15 protein-coding genes and 1 pseudogene are annotated in these 18500 nt (G+C 57.8%); 12 read left to right on the top strand and 4 right to left on the bottom strand.

Annotated elements, in window-relative coordinates; genetic code table 11:
- The first annotated feature begins 1063 nt into the window (after positions 1-1063).
- The 3 genes from KIP88_RS43020 to KIP88_RS47430 all read left to right on the top strand — a co-directional run bounded on the left by KIP88_RS43020 (position 1064) and on the right by KIP88_RS47430 (position 2532).
- On the top strand, positions 1064-1363 hold the full coding sequence (locus KIP88_RS43020; RefSeq protein WP_214494105.1) for a hypothetical protein: 300 nt from the start codon (positions 1064-1066) through the stop codon (positions 1361-1363).
- Between the two features lie 375 nt (positions 1364-1738).
- Positions 1739-2086 (top strand): methyltransferase domain-containing protein, encoded by a 348-nt coding sequence (locus tag KIP88_RS47425; RefSeq protein ID WP_249791477.1) that lies wholly within the window; start codon positions 1739-1741, stop codon positions 2084-2086.
- A gap of 131 nt (positions 2087-2217) precedes the next feature.
- Positions 2218-2532, top strand: coding sequence for a hypothetical protein (locus tag KIP88_RS47430; RefSeq protein WP_249791478.1), 315 nt, complete (start codon positions 2218-2220; stop codon positions 2530-2532).
- 123 nt (positions 2533-2655) lie between these two features.
- On the opposite strand, the pseudogene KIP88_RS43030 reads toward KIP88_RS47430, so the two are convergent.
- Positions 2656-4022, bottom strand: a pseudogene (locus KIP88_RS43030) (IS1182 family transposase).
- 303 nt (positions 4023-4325) lie between these two features.
- Between KIP88_RS43030 and KIP88_RS43035 the strand changes: the two are divergent.
- From KIP88_RS43035 to KIP88_RS43055, 5 genes are all read left to right on the top strand, one after another.
- Positions 4326-5048, top strand: coding sequence for a Crp/Fnr family transcriptional regulator (locus KIP88_RS43035; RefSeq protein ID WP_214494106.1), 723 nt, complete (start codon positions 4326-4328; stop codon positions 5046-5048).
- Positions 5049-5885: 837 nt separating this feature from the next.
- Positions 5886-6062 (top strand): hypothetical protein, encoded by a 177-nt coding sequence (locus KIP88_RS43040; RefSeq protein WP_214494107.1) that lies wholly within the window; start codon positions 5886-5888, stop codon positions 6060-6062.
- Between the two features lie 224 nt (positions 6063-6286).
- Complete coding sequence (locus tag KIP88_RS43045; RefSeq protein WP_214494108.1) at positions 6287-7366, top strand: sensor histidine kinase; 1080 nt, start codon at positions 6287-6289, stop codon at positions 7364-7366.
- 104 nt (positions 7367-7470) lie between these two features.
- Entirely contained in the window at positions 7471-8160 is a 690-nt protein-coding gene (locus KIP88_RS43050; RefSeq protein ID WP_249791479.1) for a gamma-glutamylcyclotransferase, read from the top strand.
- Positions 8161-8474: 314 nt separating this feature from the next.
- Positions 8475-10358: an ATP-binding protein gene (locus tag KIP88_RS43055; protein WP_214494110.1), complete on the top strand. Its 1884-nt coding sequence runs from the start codon at positions 8475-8477 to the stop codon at positions 10356-10358.
- A 222-nt stretch (positions 10359-10580) separates the two neighbouring features.
- Here the strand turns inward: KIP88_RS43055 and KIP88_RS43060 are convergent, their stop codons facing one another.
- Complete coding sequence (locus tag KIP88_RS43060; protein WP_308163790.1) at positions 10581-11072, bottom strand: DsrE family protein; 492 nt, start codon at positions 11070-11072, stop codon at positions 10581-10583.
- Between the two features lie 449 nt (positions 11073-11521).
- Between KIP88_RS43060 and KIP88_RS43065 the strand changes: the two genes are divergently transcribed.
- Positions 11522-11818, top strand: coding sequence for a hypothetical protein (locus KIP88_RS43065; protein ID WP_214494112.1), 297 nt, complete (start codon positions 11522-11524; stop codon positions 11816-11818).
- A gap of 493 nt (positions 11819-12311) precedes the next feature.
- Positions 12312-12500 carry a hypothetical protein gene (locus KIP88_RS43070; protein ID WP_214494118.1) on the top strand — a complete coding sequence of 63 codons (189 nt, stop codon included), beginning with the start codon at positions 12312-12314 and terminating at the stop codon, positions 12498-12500.
- Positions 12501-12557: 57 nt separating this feature from the next.
- Here KIP88_RS43070 and KIP88_RS43075 read toward each other — a convergent pair whose 3' ends face one another.
- Positions 12558-13400 (bottom strand): ribonuclease HII, encoded by an 843-nt coding sequence (locus KIP88_RS43075; RefSeq protein ID WP_214494124.1) that lies wholly within the window; start codon positions 13398-13400, stop codon positions 12558-12560.
- Positions 13401-13744: 344 nt separating this feature from the next.
- Here KIP88_RS43075 and ligD point away from each other — a divergent pair, with 344 nt between their 5' ends.
- Entirely contained in the window at positions 13745-14692 is a 948-nt protein-coding gene (gene ligD, locus KIP88_RS43080; protein WP_214494120.1) for a non-homologous end-joining DNA ligase, read from the top strand.
- Between the two features lie 490 nt (positions 14693-15182).
- On the opposite strand, the gene KIP88_RS43085 is transcribed toward ligD, so the two are convergent.
- Positions 15183-15551, bottom strand: coding sequence for a hypothetical protein (locus KIP88_RS43085; RefSeq protein WP_214494121.1), 369 nt, complete (start codon positions 15549-15551; stop codon positions 15183-15185).
- 490 nt (positions 15552-16041) lie between these two features.
- On the opposite strand from KIP88_RS43085, the gene KIP88_RS43090 reads away from it, so the two are divergent.
- Positions 16042-18165, top strand: coding sequence for a methyl-accepting chemotaxis protein (locus KIP88_RS43090; protein ID WP_214494123.1), 2124 nt, complete (start codon positions 16042-16044; stop codon positions 18163-18165).
- The last annotated feature ends 335 nt before the right edge of the window (positions 18166-18500 follow it).

The raw sequence follows: 18500 nt of genomic DNA on the forward strand, positions 1-18500 counted from the left end.
ACGTTGGCCGAAATTGTCATGTGCGCTAGGCAGGCCGGCAACGACTCCTTGATCAAGCCTCAATGAAAAACCGGACCATTATGCAGCAGCCATCTGCATAATGGTCCGGTCAGATGTTCGTTGCGCGGATACTCTGCGACGAAGGCTGCCGCCGATCCGTGCTGCGAAGGGCGCAACGGACCTCAGACGCTATCCGAATGCTATGAGGTTTCGTCGAACGACTACTTTTTTTTCTTCTTGGCCGTCTTCTTAGCTGTCTTCTTTGCCTTCTTCGCTTTCTTGGCCATGTTGCCCTCCATCATCCCAAAAGTTGTCTCAATGCAGGTCGACCATCGACATGCATGCATTTCAGAGTACACCATAATATTTGAATTGATACCGCGCGCTTCGAAGAGGGTAAACGATGGCCGCGCCGTCTTGCGACCGGATGAAGACCTCGCGTGATGTGTGCACACCCCGCGCTTTGCCGGATTATGGAACCCGGTATCTTCCGACCTCGACGAGTGCACCAGGGAGACCGCGGATACCTGCATTCAGAAATAGCCGTGAATTCCGTGCAGGGATCGAGCACGGTCACGGGTTCGCATGAAGGAGAGGGAGGCGCGTGGCGCCTTCTCATTTTTTCGGCCGAGTCCAGACGGCCGGATATCCCGCGTCAAGACAGCACCACCTGCGGCTTAGGATGACCGATCGAGAATGAACGTACGGCCTTGGTTCGGATCTGCCGTCCTGGCTTGCGCCACCCATTCCTTCCTAGGCGGAGGTGACAAGCAGCCGGTCTAATTGCTGGCCGATGAAGACCGGACTACCCCGGCAGCTTCGCCGACACGCAGATGGACGGAAGGGCCGCTTCTGGCGCAAAGCTGCCGTTCGCGGGCATGTCCGCTGCTGGGCACCTTTGAGACATGCCCGCCTATCCTGGAAATGTCCGTTCACCAGGGTGAGACCGGAAGTAGCGCGCAGACAGCCAAAGTGACGCGATGACCCAACCCGGAAGTCGCGACCCTGTTCGCATTCACATTCGGATGGCGTAGCATCGCAGCCGTAAGCGAAAGGAGCCGCGATGATAAAGGTGTTAATGGAACGTGACCTTCCGGCGAATTTCGATGTTACCGACGACGCGCAGGCGGCGTGGCACGCCCGTATTGCGCTTGACGCAGTCATCGCGAGCCAAGGCAAGATGCATTGGCTGTGCACTTACGCGACCGATGATCGCAAGCTTTTCGGGCTCGTTGTCGTCGAGAATGAAGGGGTCATTGACGAATTTGTTCGCAATGCGGGCATCGGCGGCACCCTGAAGATTCACCGAGTGCTTCGTACTCTTGATCCATCGCTTGCGGCACCGAAGACTCAACCGAAATAGGCGAATTCGCGCGCCAGCCTGGGATGTCCGCTATCCGGTCGCTATCAGGAGTGAAGCGGACATGGCGCGGACAGCCCAATTTGGTCGAAAATGACCCTGGCTGTGTAAAAACGCGAGAGATCGAAACGCCGCGAGAATTACATTCTTCAGTACGCTTTCAAAGTTGAATGCGTTTGCGTGTTTGAGGGCTGAAGCAGTCTTGGACGAATAACTTCTTCTATAGCCCTCAATCGTCTTAGCGTTTTTACACGGCCAAGACCCATTGCGGACATCGGCGGCGTCTGGCCTAGATCACACGGCGGATGGCCTGCCGACCATTGATTTCTCCTAGGTTTCGAGTTCAACTTCTTTATGCGTCCTGGGGTGGAGGCGAAGATGAGCGGGCTCGAATTCACCAAAGAAGCCGCAAAACAACTGGAAAAGACCTATCTCACAAGGGACGTGGTGGCGCAACGAGTGGAGACAATTCGACAGCTCAATTTGTCTCGTGGGGAGAGCGTCCTGGATATCGGATGTGGTCCGGGCTATCTGTGCGAAAGCATGGGGGAGATTGTTGGGCGTCATGGTGCTGTCGTCGGCATCGATGTCTCGACCGATCTAATAGCCCTCTGCAATCAGCGGAAAGCTTCAGCGTGGCTTTCATATGCCGTCGGCGACGCAACTAAAGTGAATCAGGCAGATGCGTCGTTTGATGTCGTCGTATGCACTCAAGTTGCCGAGTAGTTCCTGACGTTGACCGCGTTCTTTCAGAGGCATTTCGCGTCCTGAAGCCGGGCGGCCGAACGGTTTTTGTGGCAACGGATTGGGACGCTGTTGTGTGGTATTCAGAAAATCCAGAACGTATGGCCTTGGTCATGAAATCATGGGAAGAGCACTGTGCTCATCCGCATCTCCCAAGATCCATGGCATACAAGTTAGTCAATGCAGGATTTCGATTTGACGGTGCAGCCATCTTTCCGATTCTCAATCTGCAATGTGATGATGACAGCTACAGCAAGGGACTGGCGCAGGGTATTCGGGATTTCGTCGCGCGCAAGACCGACGTTTCGGCTGATGATCTGAGCGCGTGGCATGGCGAGTTCGAGCACCTGAGCGAAGCAGGAAGATACTTCTTCAGTACCAACCGATACATCTTCAAAGCGTCAAAACCTACCACGCACACCGGTTGAAATGACCGCTATTGGCAGATTTTGTTGCAAAAGTCGGCTGTTAGCGATGGATCGCTCGCCCATTTCGCGAAGGACGACCGGCTTTGATCCGCCGGCCCTGACGCTCTCTACGCAACTCGAACGCTACGCGATGCACAGAGCCCGAGCGGGTGGTGGCCGAGCAACCAGCGACGCGAGCCGCCGCAGGTTCTGGGCGGCAGCCAGAACGAACTCATCCTGGGCGCCTCGTGGACCACGAAGTCGAAGCCGACCGAGCTTCAGGATGCGCTTCAAGTGTGCGAACCGCATCTCGATCTTCTTGCGCTCACGTCGCGACGTCTCGAAGCCCTTGGTACCAGCGAACGACCGGGCGACGTCCCGGGCGTGCTCATGTATGTCGCGCGGGATCTTGCGCGATGGTTCTTTTGGACAGCACTGCGGTTTAAGCGGGCATACATCGCAGTCGAGCTTGCTCGCACGATACAGAAGCGTCTTGCCCTCGTGCACGGTGCCGCTCGTTCCGAGCCGCTTTCCGCCCGGGCAGTGGTAGACGTCGCTGGTCGGATCATATCGAAAGTCGCTGCGCGAGAAGGTACCGTCATCTCGCTTCGACTTGTCGAACACGGGGATATGTGGCGCGATGCCTTTCTCCTCGACCAGCCAGTTCAGCATCGGAGCAGCCCCGTAAGCGGTATCCCCGACAAGCCGCTCCGGCTTGAGACCAAAGCGCTCCTCCGTTCGCTCAATCATGGTCCTCGCCGCGCCGACCTCGGCCTGGCGAATGGAGCGGGAGGCTTCGACATCAACGATGACGCCGAACTTCACGTCGATGAGATAATTGTCGGAGTAAGCGAAGAATGCTGGTCCCTTGTGAGCTCCGGTCCACTGGGCCGCGGGATCGGACGGCGAGATGAACTTCGGGACAACGTCACTGGCCGCACCCCACGCCGTATCGTCGAGGGTCGCCAGATCCTCCTTCACGGCGCGGCTTGACCTCGCCGGATCGCGATCTTTGCGCCAATCCTGACCCGCGATCGAGCGCTGCTTGTTGGCGTCGGCTTGGATCAGGCTCGCATCAACGGCAAAGCCTTCACCCCCAACCAGACCGGCCGCGAGGCATGCTTCGACGACCCGCTCGAATACGCGACGGAAAATATCCCCCTCGCGGAAACGCTCGTTCCGAGCACGCGAGACGCCGAATGATCCGGGATAGCATCCTCGATACCGAGCTTGCAGAACCAGCGATAGGCGAGGTTCACCTGCACTTCACGACAGATCAATCGCTCTGAGCGGATCGCAAAGACATAACCTACGACCAGCATTCGGATCATCAGTTCCGGATCGATCGACGGGCGACCCAAGGACGAATAATGGGGTGCAAGTTCGCTGTGGAGCCAGGACAGATCGAGAGCAGCATCGATCTTCCGCACCATGTGATCTTCGGGAACGGCATCGCCAAGATGAAACTCGTAGAACAGTTGACCTTGGTCACTCTTCAGACGGCCCATCATGGATCGACCCCGCCGCGATTCGCGTCAACACAACGGAATCATGGTTCGCGGCCTGTCTCAACCGACTTTTGCAACAAAATCGGCACCTTTAAGACATGGCCGCCTATCCTGAGAATGTCCGTTCACGGTGTGCCGGAAGTCGCCGTGGTCCGGTCAAACCGACGCGAATGACCCGGTTAGCCAGGGACAATATATCCCTCGCTTTATCTCCACTTGGGCGTACTGTCCGGCGATTAACGGCAGACTACAGGCGCCGCTGACTGAGAGTTCCTTGCGCTCCCGCCACAACCGTGGGAGCGCACTATGCCACATAGGGACAACTTGCTTCTCGCATCGCTTTCTCCAAGCGATCTAGCGGCCCTTCAACCCCACCTAAAGCTCGTACATTTCAAACAGGAGCAGGTGTTATTCGAGGCGGGCGATACGATCGACGCGACCTATTTTCCGACCAGCGCAGTAATTTCTATCGTGGTCACGCTGTCGAGTGGCCAAGTTGTGGAGGCCGCGATGGTCGGCCGAGACGGCGTTGTTGGCGCGGCGGCTGCGCTTGATGGCAGGATGGCGCTAAGCCGGGCGATTGTGCAGCTAAGCGGCGAGGCAATCGTTTGCGGCTTGGCGGGGCTCAGGGGGGCGGCCATGCAGAGCCAATCGCTTCTTTCACTGCTGATCAGACACGAGCAGACCCTGTACGCTCAGGCGCAGCAATCCGCCGCCTGCATGGCGGCGCATCATGTGGATGCCCGCCTTTGCCGCTGGCTGCTCAGGTCGAGAGACTTATCGCAAAGCGATACGCTTTTGTTCACGCAAGAGTTCTTAGCGGAGATGTTGGGTGTCAATCGAACAACCGTGACGGTCGTGGCGCACACGCTCCAGCAGGCCGGAATCATCCATTACACCAGAGGTAAGATCCGGATCACCAACCTTGAGGGCCTGCAAGATGCGGCCTGCGAATGCTACGAAACGGTGAGGTCGCAGTACCAGGGCCTGCTGGGTGGGGATCTCAGGCCGGCGAGAACTCCGGAATAAAATCAGGGCTCATGACGTTTAAAATCGCCGCTATGTTAGGAACCCCACATAACAGCGCGCGTTTGCATTTCTGATCCTAGCGAGCCGATCTCAAGGGCCTTCCTGTCCGTGCCGAATGTTATTGTTCGGCAGAGGGAACTGATCAGAAACTCACAAATGTAGCCCTCGGAGGCTGTCATGGATAGCTCTCGAAGCGAACGCGCACGCGCGCGTGCACGGCACCTTTTGGCTCAAATCGCACCCTTACCCAATGACACTGAAGTCCAGCGCTTGCGCGAATTATCAATGAATTACATTCGCGAGGCCGAAAGACTCGAACGAGAACGTGTCACCACGCCGGAGCCTCGCGAACAGATTTCCGCTCTAGATGCGGTAGCCCGGGAGTTTTTTGCCCGTGCTTTGCAAAATAGGTCGAAAGAATAGTCCCTTTACGCGCTGGTTTGCCGTCGTCTCTCTCCGCGACCGGAAGCAGTCAGCTGCATCGCAGCGGCGTAACCGACCTCAGTAAGCCTACTCAAGGTGGCGTCACCACGATTGGCACATTCAATTATTTTGCTGGCGATGACCCGACGGGCCCGGTGTTTTTCGCTGCCAGTTGGAAGAAGCGAACACGCACGCTCAAGGGCGACTTCCATGTTAGCTATAGTTCGGCGATCGAAAGTATCAGTGATCATGTGATCCTCCCTTCCGAAAATATTTCGCCTTAAGGCCGATTTTGTCTGTCAGGTACCCGACATAAGGACTCGTCAAGCCATTCTCGTTTTCAAATAGACAGCCCTTCAGGCCCGTTTTAAAGTTAGGGAAGAGGTTCGCAGCGGATCATCGATAGAGCGTTCGATGGAAGAATACCGCGCCTATGTGATCGGGCCGGACGGCCACATTATCAATCGGGTTGATATCCGCTGCTCTGATGAGAAGGAGGCGCGGCGGCTCGCAAAAATCGCCGTTGATGGCCACGCCGTTGAACTTTGGCAAACCGACCGCTTCATAGAACGTTTTGAGCCAGAGCATTAAGGCCGCCTCTTGCGCGTGCTTATCGTTTTCGAATGTCGCCTGTTGGGACCAAACGGACCTGTTCGCTTCGAGCGGCGAATGTCTGTTGTTGGGGGTAGAACAGACTTCTGAGTTTGACCGATGCTGTCGAAAAAGTTTTTTCTGGCTGACGAACAAAATTTTCCAATTCCTCCAAGCAAAGGCCTGATATTTTGCTCGGAAACGAGGCGAAAGGGGGCGGCAAAATGACCAACGTACCTTCCGATACACCACGTCCCTTCTGGCGCAAATTCGTAAGAAAATCCAACAAGTTGGATGCGGTCGCGAACGCGTCCGACATAATCATTGATTTGCGTGATGAGGAACAGGGCTTTGCATTGCCGGGGCGGTTATTCGAACAACTGCCATTTGCCATGTATGTTTGTGACCGGAACGGTCTCGTTCTTCGATACAACCGCCGCGCTGCCGAACTATGGGGCAGGGCGCCTAAACTCGGCGATCCCAATGAACAGTATTGCGGATCGTATCGAATGTTTCGCCCCGACGGCAGTCTGCTCCCGCACCATCAATGCCCCATGGCAGATGTGCTGCGCACCGGCATTCCCGTGCGCCAACAGGAAGTACACATCGAGCGGCCTGACGGCTCGCGCGGCATCGCACTTGTTGACATCGAGGCAGTCAAGGATAGCGGTGGAAACATTGTCGGGGCCGTCAACTGCTTCCAAGATATAACGGAGCGCAAACGAAGCGAGGCGCAAATCGTCAATCTGGCCCGCGAGGCCGAGCATCGAACAAAGAACATCTTGTCCACTGTGCTGGCGACAGTGCGTCTTTCTAAATCTGATACGTCGGATGATCTGAAAGAACTGATCGAAGGGCGCATCGATGCGCTCGCAAAGGTCCATACGCTGTTCGTGGAATCCCGCTGGGAGGGTGCCGAGCTCTACCGCCTCGCCAGGCAGGAGCTTTTGGCTTACAGCGGCGAGAACGAGGCGCGGGTGCGAATTGAGGGGCCAGCCGTTATGCTGGAACCGACTACGGCCCAGACTGTTGCAATCTCCTTGCACGAGCTTGCGACCAACGCGGCAAAATACGGCTCGCTATCGGCAGCGAGTGGCCGCGTTGAAATCTTATGGTCCCTACCGGCGGACGGTAGGCTCAGCTTGCGTTGGATCGAGTCGGGTGGGCCGGCCGCCACGCCGCCCACGCACCGCGGGTTCGGCACACGCGTTATGGAAAATATGATTGGCCAACTTAAGGGTGATGTGCGTTTTGATTGGCGCGACCAAGGGCTAACGTGCGAAATCACTTTGCCGCTTGCATAGGAGGTCTAGTATGCGCCTTCTCCATATCCGCTAAGCTGGAGCAAAATGCAGTAGCTTTCACGCCTCCTCATAGGTACGGCTTTATGCCGACAACGCTTCGAGAGATGTCGCTCACACTCGATCTTGTGGCAAGCACCACGCGCGTGATCGAGGATGCAGGCCCGAGCCCCGGCGCAGTCTACATGACCGATGAAGATTACGACGCAGCCATAAGCAACGTTCTCGCACACGCACTACCTAATGATGTCTGGCTCTTTGGCTATGGCTCGCTTCTCTGGAAGCCGGCATGTGAATTTAGCGAAAGCCGGATAGCTACAGTTCGGGGATGGCATCGGGCGTTTTGCTATCGGGTGGCCCGCTTTCGCGGCACCCGCGATAAACCGGGATTGATGCTCGCGCTCGATCGCGGCGGCAGGTGCAAAGGCATGATCTTTAAGCTTCCTCCCGATCAGGTCTCGGCGAGCCTGAATGCCCTATTTCGGCGCGAGATGATGGTCAAACCAGCGGTGAACGTACCCCGCTGGATGACAGCTGAAACGGATGAAGGTCCGATCCGCGCTCTCGGAATGGTAGTAAACAACCAAAGCCCACATTATTCTGGGAAGTTGCCGTTAGAAGAGGCCGCCGACATTCTGGCATCAGCTGCCGGACATTGGGGCTCCTGTGCGGAATATCTTAGGGAAACTGTGCATCGATTAGAGGAACTGGGCATTCACGACGAATCGCTTTGGCAACTCCAGGCGCTAGTAGCGGAAAGGTTGCAATCCACACACCGCTCCGAAAATTCGAACTAAGCCGGGTTGCCGTGCCGCTTTTGGAATGACGGTCGCCAACTGCACCGCTTTTTCATATCTCGGGTAGACGTAAGGGCTGAAGCTTCTTTCAGTTTAGGCCAAACGTCGCCTATTGGCACATTTGAGACATGCTCACTGTGACGACGTCCGTTTACAGGGGAAGAACGGAAGTAGTCGGCCGACGGCCAAAGTGACGCGATTGACCCATCTCGGACATCGGCTCTAGCTCGACAGCACGTTTCGTAACAACCCTTTTTTCCTGTCAATCATCGGGGCAAGGTCCTACGGTGGATAATTGCCGGGAGTAGACGGTAATGCGTTTCTGGCCGACTGCAGTATCATGGCGACGTTTTTGCGCGCGGACCCTCACCGCTGCGCTGGTCCTCGCATTGTTGTTGCTGGGGACGCTGCATCCAAGTCAGTCGGCTGATCCAGAAACGAAACGCGTTCTGATGCTGCATTCATTCGGTCCTCGTTTCAAACCTTGGAGCGACTATGCACAGACCATTCGCTCGGAAATAAGCCGACAGCGGCAAAAGCCCGTCGATTTTCTGGACCACTCTCTCGTGAATGCTCGAGAAACTGATGAAAATTCGGAAGCTGCATTTGTAGAATATCTTCGCACCCTTTACGCCAGTCGACCAATTGATCTTATTCTTGCCATCGGCGCGCCCGCCGCCAATTTCGTCCAGCGTCGTCGCCAGCGGCTGTTTTCAGCAACGCCAATGGTCTTTACGGCGGTGGAACAGCGCCGCATAAAAAACGAGATGCTGAAAGAAAACGATACAGTCGTTGCCGTGGCGCACGATTTCCCCGCTGCCTTCGAGAATATTCTGAGTGTCCTGCCCCTGACAAAAACCATAGCGGTGGTCAACGGTACCTCTCCGAATGAGAAATTCTGGCTTGAGGAAATGCGCCGCGAACTCGCGCCACTGGCCGGGCGGGTCCAACTAAGATGGTACGATGAATTATCTTTTGAAGAAATTCTGAAAGACGCAGCCGCACTTCCGCCTCACAGCGCGATCTTTTGGCATCTGATGAATGTTGATGCGGCAGGGGTCGCGCATGAGGCCAACGATGCGCTGAATAAACTCTCCTCTTTGGCGAACGCGCCGATTTTCTCCTACGATGGTTCCTTCTTTGGTGAGGCAATCGTGGGAGGTCCCATGCACTCCGTGCAAGAATCAGGACAGATCACCGCTGCGGTTGCCATTCGCATCCTGAACGGCGAAAAGGCGGACGACATCAAAACACCGCCCACGGGCTTCGCCGCGCCGATATTCGACTGGCGACAAATGCAGCGCTGGGGAATTAGCGAAAGCAATCTGCCTGCTGGCAGCACCGTTTACTTCCGCCAGCCAACTGTGTGGGAGCGGTATTCATGGCAAATCGCATTCATCGTCGCGGTTCTTTTGATACAGGGCGGGCTTATCATAATCCTGCTACGTGAGCATCGTCGGCGTCATTTGGCGGAAGTGCTGTCGCGCCAACGCATGGCGGAACTTGCTCATGTCAACCGCTTCTCAACGGCTGGCGAATTGACGGCCTCCATTGCTCACGAAATCAACCAGCCGCTGGGATCTATTCTAACTAACGCCGAAACTGCACAAGAAATTCTGAGATCGCCGAACCCCAACATTGGAGAACTGGACGAGATCGTAGCCGATATTGTGCAGGATGATCGGCGCGCCACCGAAGTCATTCGGAGGATGCGCGCCCTTCTGAAAAAGGCCCCCTTTGAACAAAAGCAATTCGACCTCAATGAAGTCGTGCAAGAGACGATCAGATTTTTTTCGGCATTAGCCATTGGCCGGAACTTTCAATTGGTGAGCGCCATCACAACTGAGGCGCTTCCCGTTCTCGGCGACCGCATTCAGCTTCAACAAGTCATCTTGAACCTTGTCATGAACGGGATCGACGCGATGAAGGACACGCCTCGCGAATATCGCATCATCAGCATCCGGACTTCGCGGGCCGAGAACTTTGCAGAACTGTCCGTGTCTGATCGCGGACCGGGCATTCCCGAAGACAAATTAAAAGTGGTATTCGAGCCGTTTTACACCAGCAAGCCCGAAGGCATGGGCATGGGATTATCCATCGCGCGCACCATTATCGAGGCTCACACTGGGCAAATATGGGCGGAAAATCGCGACCGCGGCGGCGCGTCTTTCCGGATTAGCCTCCCTCTTGTCCAATAGTGCGTGACCCGCGGCGCGACCCACGCGAAGCAGACCCGACTTCCGCCTCTGGCACCTTTCAGACATGTTCGCCAATCTTGAGAATGTCCGCTCACCGGGGTAGACCGGAAGTCGCCGTGGTCCGGCCAAATCGACGCGAATTACCCATAGCGGAAGCCGGTTAGCCCATCCTGGGTCAACCCGCTCGGGATCAACCAACTCCGGTATGACGTTTTACCTCGGTCACGGTTTTACGTAGGTCCAACCCGTCTCCTGCAGTTCCATCACCCGCACCACGCCTGACTTTACCACCTGCGCCTGAGAGACAATCGGTATGTCTTTGTGCTCGGCTTGGTGCATTTTTTCTTGGGTGTTGCCGCAAGCCTTGAACGATACCTCCGGCGTACTCAGCGCCATTTGCTCAATTCGAGCCTTCACCGGCGATGTGTCTTCGCGAAGCATATGCAGGCCAGGCCCGAACGTGACCACCTCGATTTTTACCTTCTCTCCGAGCTCCTTGTAATGTTGCGTAACGTTCGTTGCATTGTTTAGCGTGAGATTCATCGCGGCAGGGTCATTCGTGTTGACCTGCAAAATCAAATAGTGCGGTTTGGAAACGGGTACGGCCCGGGCCATCGCAGCGAGGGGGGATCGCTTCGGAGCCTGCGTGGTGGCGAGCCGTTTCGTCGAGCTTCTTACAAGCCATCGCCCATGCCTGGCGCGATTCGTCTTGATCGATCCAGAATATGGGGCTGGGGTGGTCGCTATCGGTCCTGAGTATGGGGCCAGGGTCGTTGTTGTTGCGCCAGAATATTGGGCGGGGTTGGCCGTTGACGGAGTCCAGTACGGGCTGGGGCTCGTCGTTGGCACCCAGTATCGTCCGCCTTGCTCCGCCGCAGTGACAGGTGTGGTAAGCAGGACCGCGATGGCTCCCATCGTCGCTGCCTTCGCAATTTGCTGAAACATGCTCATCGTGCTTCTCCTTCGCAAATTCTCGTCAGAGACCATCAAATTGTCCGGCGCTTCGCGACACGGCATGGCCTTAACACCCTGCAGCCATCTCCACCCGAGCCAGATCATTCCATCGAGTATGCGAACAGCGTCGCCTGCGAACGCGACGCGCAGTTTCGGATCGCCGACACAGCTGCCGGGATCTGCACCTCGTTGAGGAGGTTGCAAATCGCATGACCATCGCCGCGGCCGCCATTGTTGGTTCGGTGTGCCCGCCGCGCCAACTGATTGAGAGCTTCATCGCGGATTGGCTCGACTATCGCATTGAGATGGTAAGCTCGCAGGGGAGCGGCTCGGCTCTTCCGTGTTCAGTTCCACCGATCGTCCTATTATCGCTCGAACGTCGCCTGCAGAATTATGCCTTCGCCTACACGCATCCTATGCCTCTTATGGAGAACCCACCTACCTCTCTCGGGTTAGGCTGCGAACCATTTGCCTTCAGCGGCCACTGTGGCTCGCCATTTCGGTAAGCTTTCCACGGCTTATAAATTGGTAGGTCTGGTCCGTTTAAAGGGAAAGCCCGTGCGGTTTGGCCTACGTCATCGAGAAAGAAGGGTCCGCTGTGGCATTTTTCCGACTTCGCATTTGCGCTCGGCGAAGTCCGTTCATCGGGTTAAAGCGGAAGTCGTTCAGGACTGTGCCGAAGTCCGAAAATGGCACTTTTCGGACGTGCTGCGACAGTCCTCCGATGTCCGCTGTTGGGGGTTGAACAGACCTAAGTTAGCCACGCCCGAAGGTCGCCTTTTGACCCCTGAGGACATGCTGCTTGTAATCTTCGATGTCGGGTTTTCCGCTGTTTAGCGACCATGGACCGCGCGCCTCGACTGATGCCACCATTACGCCAGAAGGCCACGAGCCTCAAACGGAACTGGAACAATGTCCGAGCGAGCTGATTGGAAATTTTTGCTGGGATAGACAAGGAAGTATTCTTGGAGAAGCGTGTTTATCAGGGAAGGAAATCAAATGAATAACGAGCGAAAATCATCAAAAGCGGGGGAACGGGCCGCTGAAGGCTTGCGCGAGGCGACTGCTAAGGACGAAGCGAAAAACGAGAGCAAGACGGGACACGATCTGGCTAAGGGCGCTGATCGCTTCGAAGAACGCTCTAAAAGCTCCGATGGAAGAAGCGCACAAGAAAAACAGAAGGGGTGAACTGAACTATACAGCAGATCCGGCGCGGCGTTTCCGTGCACCCCGCGGCAGCAGGCCTTATGCCTCAGGCCCTGACGTGGCACTCGCGCGTTCCGATGCCAAGGGCCAGGGCGGTAGCGGCGGCAAGCCAAGGACCTCGCGCACAGGGCCAAACGAACGTCTATGAGCAGGGCATGCACCAAGCTGAGCTAAGGCACTGTAGTGAGCGCGAACAGGATAACCCTTGTGATCGGCGAAGCCGTAACCGGGATGACGCGTGTCGAGCGTTCGCATCAGCGCATCGCGCGAGACCTTCGCTAGAATGGAAGCAGCCGCGATACTGGCGGATTTCGCGTCGCCCTTGATAATTGCCTGCTGCGGGATCGCTATCTCTTTCAAACGTTTCGCGTCGATCAGGAGATGCTGCGGGACTACTCCCAGGCCTTCAACAGCCCGCCGCATTGCGAGAATGCCCGCCCAGTAGATGTTGATGGTGTCGATCTCCTCGACTTCGACAAACGCGACAGACCATGAAGCCGCCTTTTCTTTGATTTCCTTCGCAAGAGCCTCACGCGAATTCGCATCCAGCTTTTTCGAGTCGTCGATACCGGTGATGCGCGTGCCCCGCTTCAGGATAACCGCGGCAGCGGAGACGGGCCCCGCAAGCGGGCTCATTCCGGCCTCGTCGACGCCCGCAACGGCATCCTGCCCCTCATCCCACAGAAGCGTCTCAAAGCGCAGCATCTTGCGAAGCCGCTGCCCTTCAGAACGGTTCTCAAATCGGCGCTTTTCAATCGAAGCAAGGATGGCGCGCGCTCCCGCGCGGGTGTCGGCGCGCAGGATTTCTTCGAGGCTCGCCTCCAGCGGCCTACCCTCAATAACATAGCGCTGACGTAGTTCATCCAGTGAATATCGGGTCACGGTAGGCCTCGAGCTGCGCCGCCGAGGTGTCGCCGAGCTTTGTGGCGAATGTCTGAAAACCCGCTCTGAGCCAGTGGAACTTCGCAGGAAGGCGTAAGGCCCGAGGTCCAGGACTACTTCCAGCGCCGCCTTCATCGACGGAGCGGTGATCGCAGGGTCGAAGAAGCCCAGCGACGTCTGGTAGGTCTCGAGTTTTCTGGCCAACTATATCGCCGCACCGATACCCTACGCCCGCGCTCCGGTTGTCCGGCGAATCACGGAACATGGCGCCGCCCTCGGCCCTTCCCTCATCCTTGAAGGACGTCCATGCATTTCGCAACGCGCTCTTAAGGAATTTGCCTCGAATGAGCCGGACGTCGACCCTGCCCAAGCGCCTGCAGCCGATGCGTGCGACGCTGACCGACGCGCCGTTCGACGACCCCGGCTGGGTCTTCGAGGACAAGCACGACGGCTTTCGGATGATCGCTGAAATCCGACGGGGCAAGGTTGCGCTCTACAGCCGCAACGGCAAGATCATCAGTCACAGCTATATCGAGGTCGCCAAAGCACTGGAGGGCGTCAAGGGCGACGCCGTGATCGACGGCGAACTCGTCGCGATCGGAAAAGACGGCATCTCGCATTTCCAGCTGCTTCAGAACGCGCTGCGCCATGAAGCGAAGCTGCTGTATTGCGCTTTCGATCTCATGTTCGAGTCCGCGGTGGACTTGCGCAAGCAGCCGCTCCTTGAGCGCAAGAAGCGGCTGAAGGCTATTCTGCCGCGCGACAGGCTGATCGCCTTCAGCCCTCATCGCAAAGAGCACGGAATGAAATTCTTCGCCGAGGCCGAGCGGAAGGGTCTGGAAGGTCTCATGGCGAAGCGCGCCGACAGCGCGTATGCGTCCGGAGGCCGAACGGCGGATTGGCTGAAGATCAAGACGGCAAAGCGGCAGGAAGTCGTGATCGCGGGCTTCACGGCGCCCAGACGCACCAGGCCCTTCTTCGGCTCCTTGGTCCTCGCCGTGCGCGAAGACGATACGTGGCGCTACATCGGACATGTCGGCACCGGCTTCAGCCACAAGGTCTTGGAAGACCTCCATGCCAAGCTCGTGAAGCTGACAACCCCTAAATCCCCCTTTCCGGCCAAAGTGAAGGACGAGGCCGCCACGACCTGGGTCAAACCCTCGCTGGTGGCCGAGGTCAAGTTCGCGGAGTGGACAAGCAAGGGCGAACTGCGCCAGCCTGTCTACCTCGGGCTCAGGTCCGACAAGCCGGCAAAGGATGTCGTGCGCGAGCGAGAACGTCCGCGCAAGTAGCGCTTCGCTTCGAGCGTAACGGCAGCATTCTGAGCTCTAACGTTCGCTGCGGCATTAGTTATCGCTTCGGGGGTGCTGGCGTCGACCAGTACTGAGCCGTCATGTCGGGTCTTGGCACAAAGCTTCAGTTTGCGCGGTGCAAGGCGATGTCCGGAGTTGGGCGTAAAGCCGACTTGCCGGTTGAGCGCCCGGACTTCTCACCTTGACCCACAGCGGTCATGTCAATGGCCTCGGGCAGGAACTCTATGTGGCTACGTGAAGTAGAGAAGCGGACATTCGAAGGTTTGAGTTGGGCAGACGACTCCCCTTGCTCACCACCGGCAGGCAAGCTGTGGCGAGCGCTGGATAAGGCCGGGGTCGAGTCATTGATCCCGCTGACAGAATGGGTCCGGGCGTACGCTTGCGGGAGGACCGCCGACAGGGTAGGTCCGGATGTCCAGATTGTCCAGCCGAGGAGCAGGGGTCATGCGCCGGACGGAAGCCGATTAGATCATAAGCTGCTCGCGCGATAGCGCCACCAAGTCAGCCCGCAAGCGAGTATCCAGTTGAAGTAGAGGAGAGCAATGATCGCTCCTGCTAAAGTACCTTGCACCCGCCAGTACGCAAGGAAATGGCCTGTGCCCTCCGATCGCGTTGCAAATGCAGTCGCCGCGAGCACCAGGCCAGCGGCGACGAGCAGGTAATTGGAGATAGAAAGTGATGGCTCGGCGTGGAGTGCGTTGAACCACGCGGCGAATGAGATGGGGGCCAACGGCAGACAACTGAACGCGCCCGCGAGCCAGCCGTGGCCGGCACCAGCGAGATAGATGAAGCCCAGGAGCTGCAAAGCAGCGAATAACGAGGCCACGAGATATTTCATGTCGCCGCAAGGTCTGACTCAGGTGAAAGCTCCGCGACCTAAGGTGCCAAGGCCGGGCCATACCGCATCGGCATCAACCTTCCATCAGACCACTGCCTCGCCGACCGCGTTATGTCCACGAAATTACGCGACGACAAAAATGACCGAAGTTCGACCCATTAGGAGACGTCCTCGTAAAAGGGCCACTCGTCGTGCATGCCTGATCCTCGAATGTGCGTTTCTGTTTCAGGCATTTCCCGCTCTTTTCCCGTAGTTATACGCAGCCGGCGTTAAGTTTAACGTGGAAGATGCAGCATACCATTTTGCCAAAGCGCCGCCTTATGGCGCGCGGTCCAACGAGGCCGCGTGAGTCCCATCGCGCGCATTTTCTTGCGCGATGCTTGTGCCCGACTGCTGTCGACAATGAAGTCGGTTAGGTTCTTTGGAAACGTCGGAGCGGTCTGCCTCAGCATCAACTGGGCAGCTCCCGAACCGCCTAGGGGTGCAGGAAATGGCCACGACGAATGCGTCCGCGCGAGCCGGAACGGTATGGAGTATTCGCAATCTCCTTGTCACGGCGGTCGCGCTGCTGGCCCTCTTCGGTATCGGCATTTCCGGACACGTCTTGCGCAATGCCAGCCTGGAGCGGGCAACGGCGGCCGATGCGGCCTCGGTCAACGAGACCGCGGATATATTGCTGGAAAGCGCAGGCCAATGGGCCCGCGAGCGCGGCGCGACCAATCTGGCGCTCAACGCCGCCGAACCCGCGGCCGACGCCCAGAAGTCTGCGATCGCGAATTTCCGCAAACTCGGCGACCAGCCGTTCGAGCAGGCGCTGGCTCGCATGGCCGCAAGGGATTTCGCCAACAAGGACCAGATGATCGCCAGCGCCAAGCGCGCGCATGAACAGGTTGCGGCGCTTCGCGCGCGCGCGGATGCCGAGATCACCAAACCAGCAGGCGTGCGTGACAAAGTGATCGTTTCGCAGTGGGCTCCGACCATCACCGGGCTGATCACCGCCAGCCAGGCCCTCCGCGTCGCCGCGGCGATGGAGGAAGATGACGTCCAGTCCCGCCTGTGGAGCCTGCAGAACCTGAAGCACTTCGTCTGGGTCATGAGCGAGTATCTCGGGCGCGAGAGGGCCGCGGTAGCAGCGCTGGTGGCTTCCGGCAAGCCGATGAGCTCGCAGGAGATCAACACCCTCGCGACATTCCGCGGTCGACTAGAAGCTGCCTGGGACTACGTGCAAGCCTATGCCGCAAAATCGTCGGCGCCGCAGAGCGTGGTGGGCGGCACTGAACGCTTGCGCGAGAATGTGTTCCGCCGGTTCGAAGAGACCCGCAAGGGCGTCTATGCCGCCGGACTTGGCGGGGGCGCTTATCCCGTCAATTCCGCTGAATGGTTCAGTCAGTCGACCAAGGCGATCGACGACGTCATTGGGCTCAGCGCGCTGGCAAGTCAGGAAGCGGTGAAACTAGCCGAAACTTCGCAGCGAAGCAGTCTGCAAACGTTGCTGATCAATGGCGTCCTGATGGCGTTCTCGATACTGCTTGCCGCCGGTGCGCTATGGATCGTGTTCAACCGGATCGTTCGATCCGTCAATCAGATGACGGACGCGATGGGCGAAATCGTCGAAGGCAATACGTCGATTGCTGTGCCCTGTGTCGAACGCCGCGACGAAATGGGAGCAATGGCGCGCGCGTTGCTGGTGTTCAAGGGAAATGCGGAAAAGGTACAGGCCATGCAGGCGGAGCGGGCTGCGCTGGAAAAAGCCGCGCAGGCCGAGAAGGTGGCCGCCATGAACCGGCTTGCCGATGATTTTGAGGCTAAGATCGGCGAGATCGTCGAGACGGTTTCCTCGGCGTCGACCGAACTGGAAGCCTCCGCCAAAACACTGACCTCCACCGCTGATCGATCGCAACAATTGGCTACGACGGTAGCGGCCGCGTCCGAGGAAGCCTCGACCAACGTGCAGTCGGTGGCGTCGGCGACGGAGGAACTGACCTCGTCGGTCACCGAGATCAGCCGCCAGGTGCAGGAATCCGCACGGATGGCCAACGAGGCCGTTGATCAGGCCCGCACTACCAACGAACGCGTTGGTGAATTGTCGAAGGCGGCGGGCCGCATTGGCGACGTGGTCGAACTGATCAACACCATCGCCGGCCAGACCAACCTGCTCGCGCTCAACGCTACCATCGAGGCGGCGCGGGCGGGCGAGGCTGGCCGCGGCTTTGCCGTGGTGGCTTCTGAAGTGAAGGCGTTGGCTGAGCAGACCGCCAAGGCCACCGGCGAGATCAGCCAGCAGATTTCGGGCATCCAGGCCGCGACGCAAGAGTCGGTGAGCGCAATCAGGGAGATCAGCGGGACCATCGAGCGCCTGTCGGAGATTTCCTCGACCATCGCGGCTGCCGTGGAAGAGCAGGGCGCGGCAACGCACGAAATCTCGCGCAACGTGCAGCAGGCCGCGCAGGGCACCCAGGAGGTCTCCGCCAATATCAGCGACGTCCAGCGCGGCGCCGGTGAGACTGGTTCGGCCTCCTCGCAGGTGCTATCGGCAGCGCAAATGCTGTCCGGCGACAGCAACCGCCTTAAGGTCGAGGTAGCCAAATTCCTCGACTCGGTGCGCGCTGCCTGACGCGAACCCAACAACGATAATGTTAGCAGCGGGCCACGCTCCGCCGGCCGCCGCGCTAGGAGGGACAGGGTAACAAGCCGCGGCAGGTCGAATCTCATGGCTTCTACCTGGACAACGCAGACGATATTGGTAGCACCAGCTGCAGGATTTCTCTTGCGAGTCTGTTTTGATGGCAATAAGCGGGTGATCAATAATCCCGCTTTGTAAAGACGATGGATGTATCCATGGTCCGCTTATGGCGGCGAGTTCAACCGACCGCTGCAACACATTCTGCGAACTTCTCAGCCGGCGTTTGATAGAGCAAGGTCTTTCTCGGCCTTTCATTGAGCTGCCTT

It is taken from the genome of Bradyrhizobium sp. SRL28 (assembly GCF_018596315.1).
Lineage (GTDB): Bacteria > Pseudomonadota > Alphaproteobacteria > Rhizobiales > Xanthobacteraceae > Bradyrhizobium.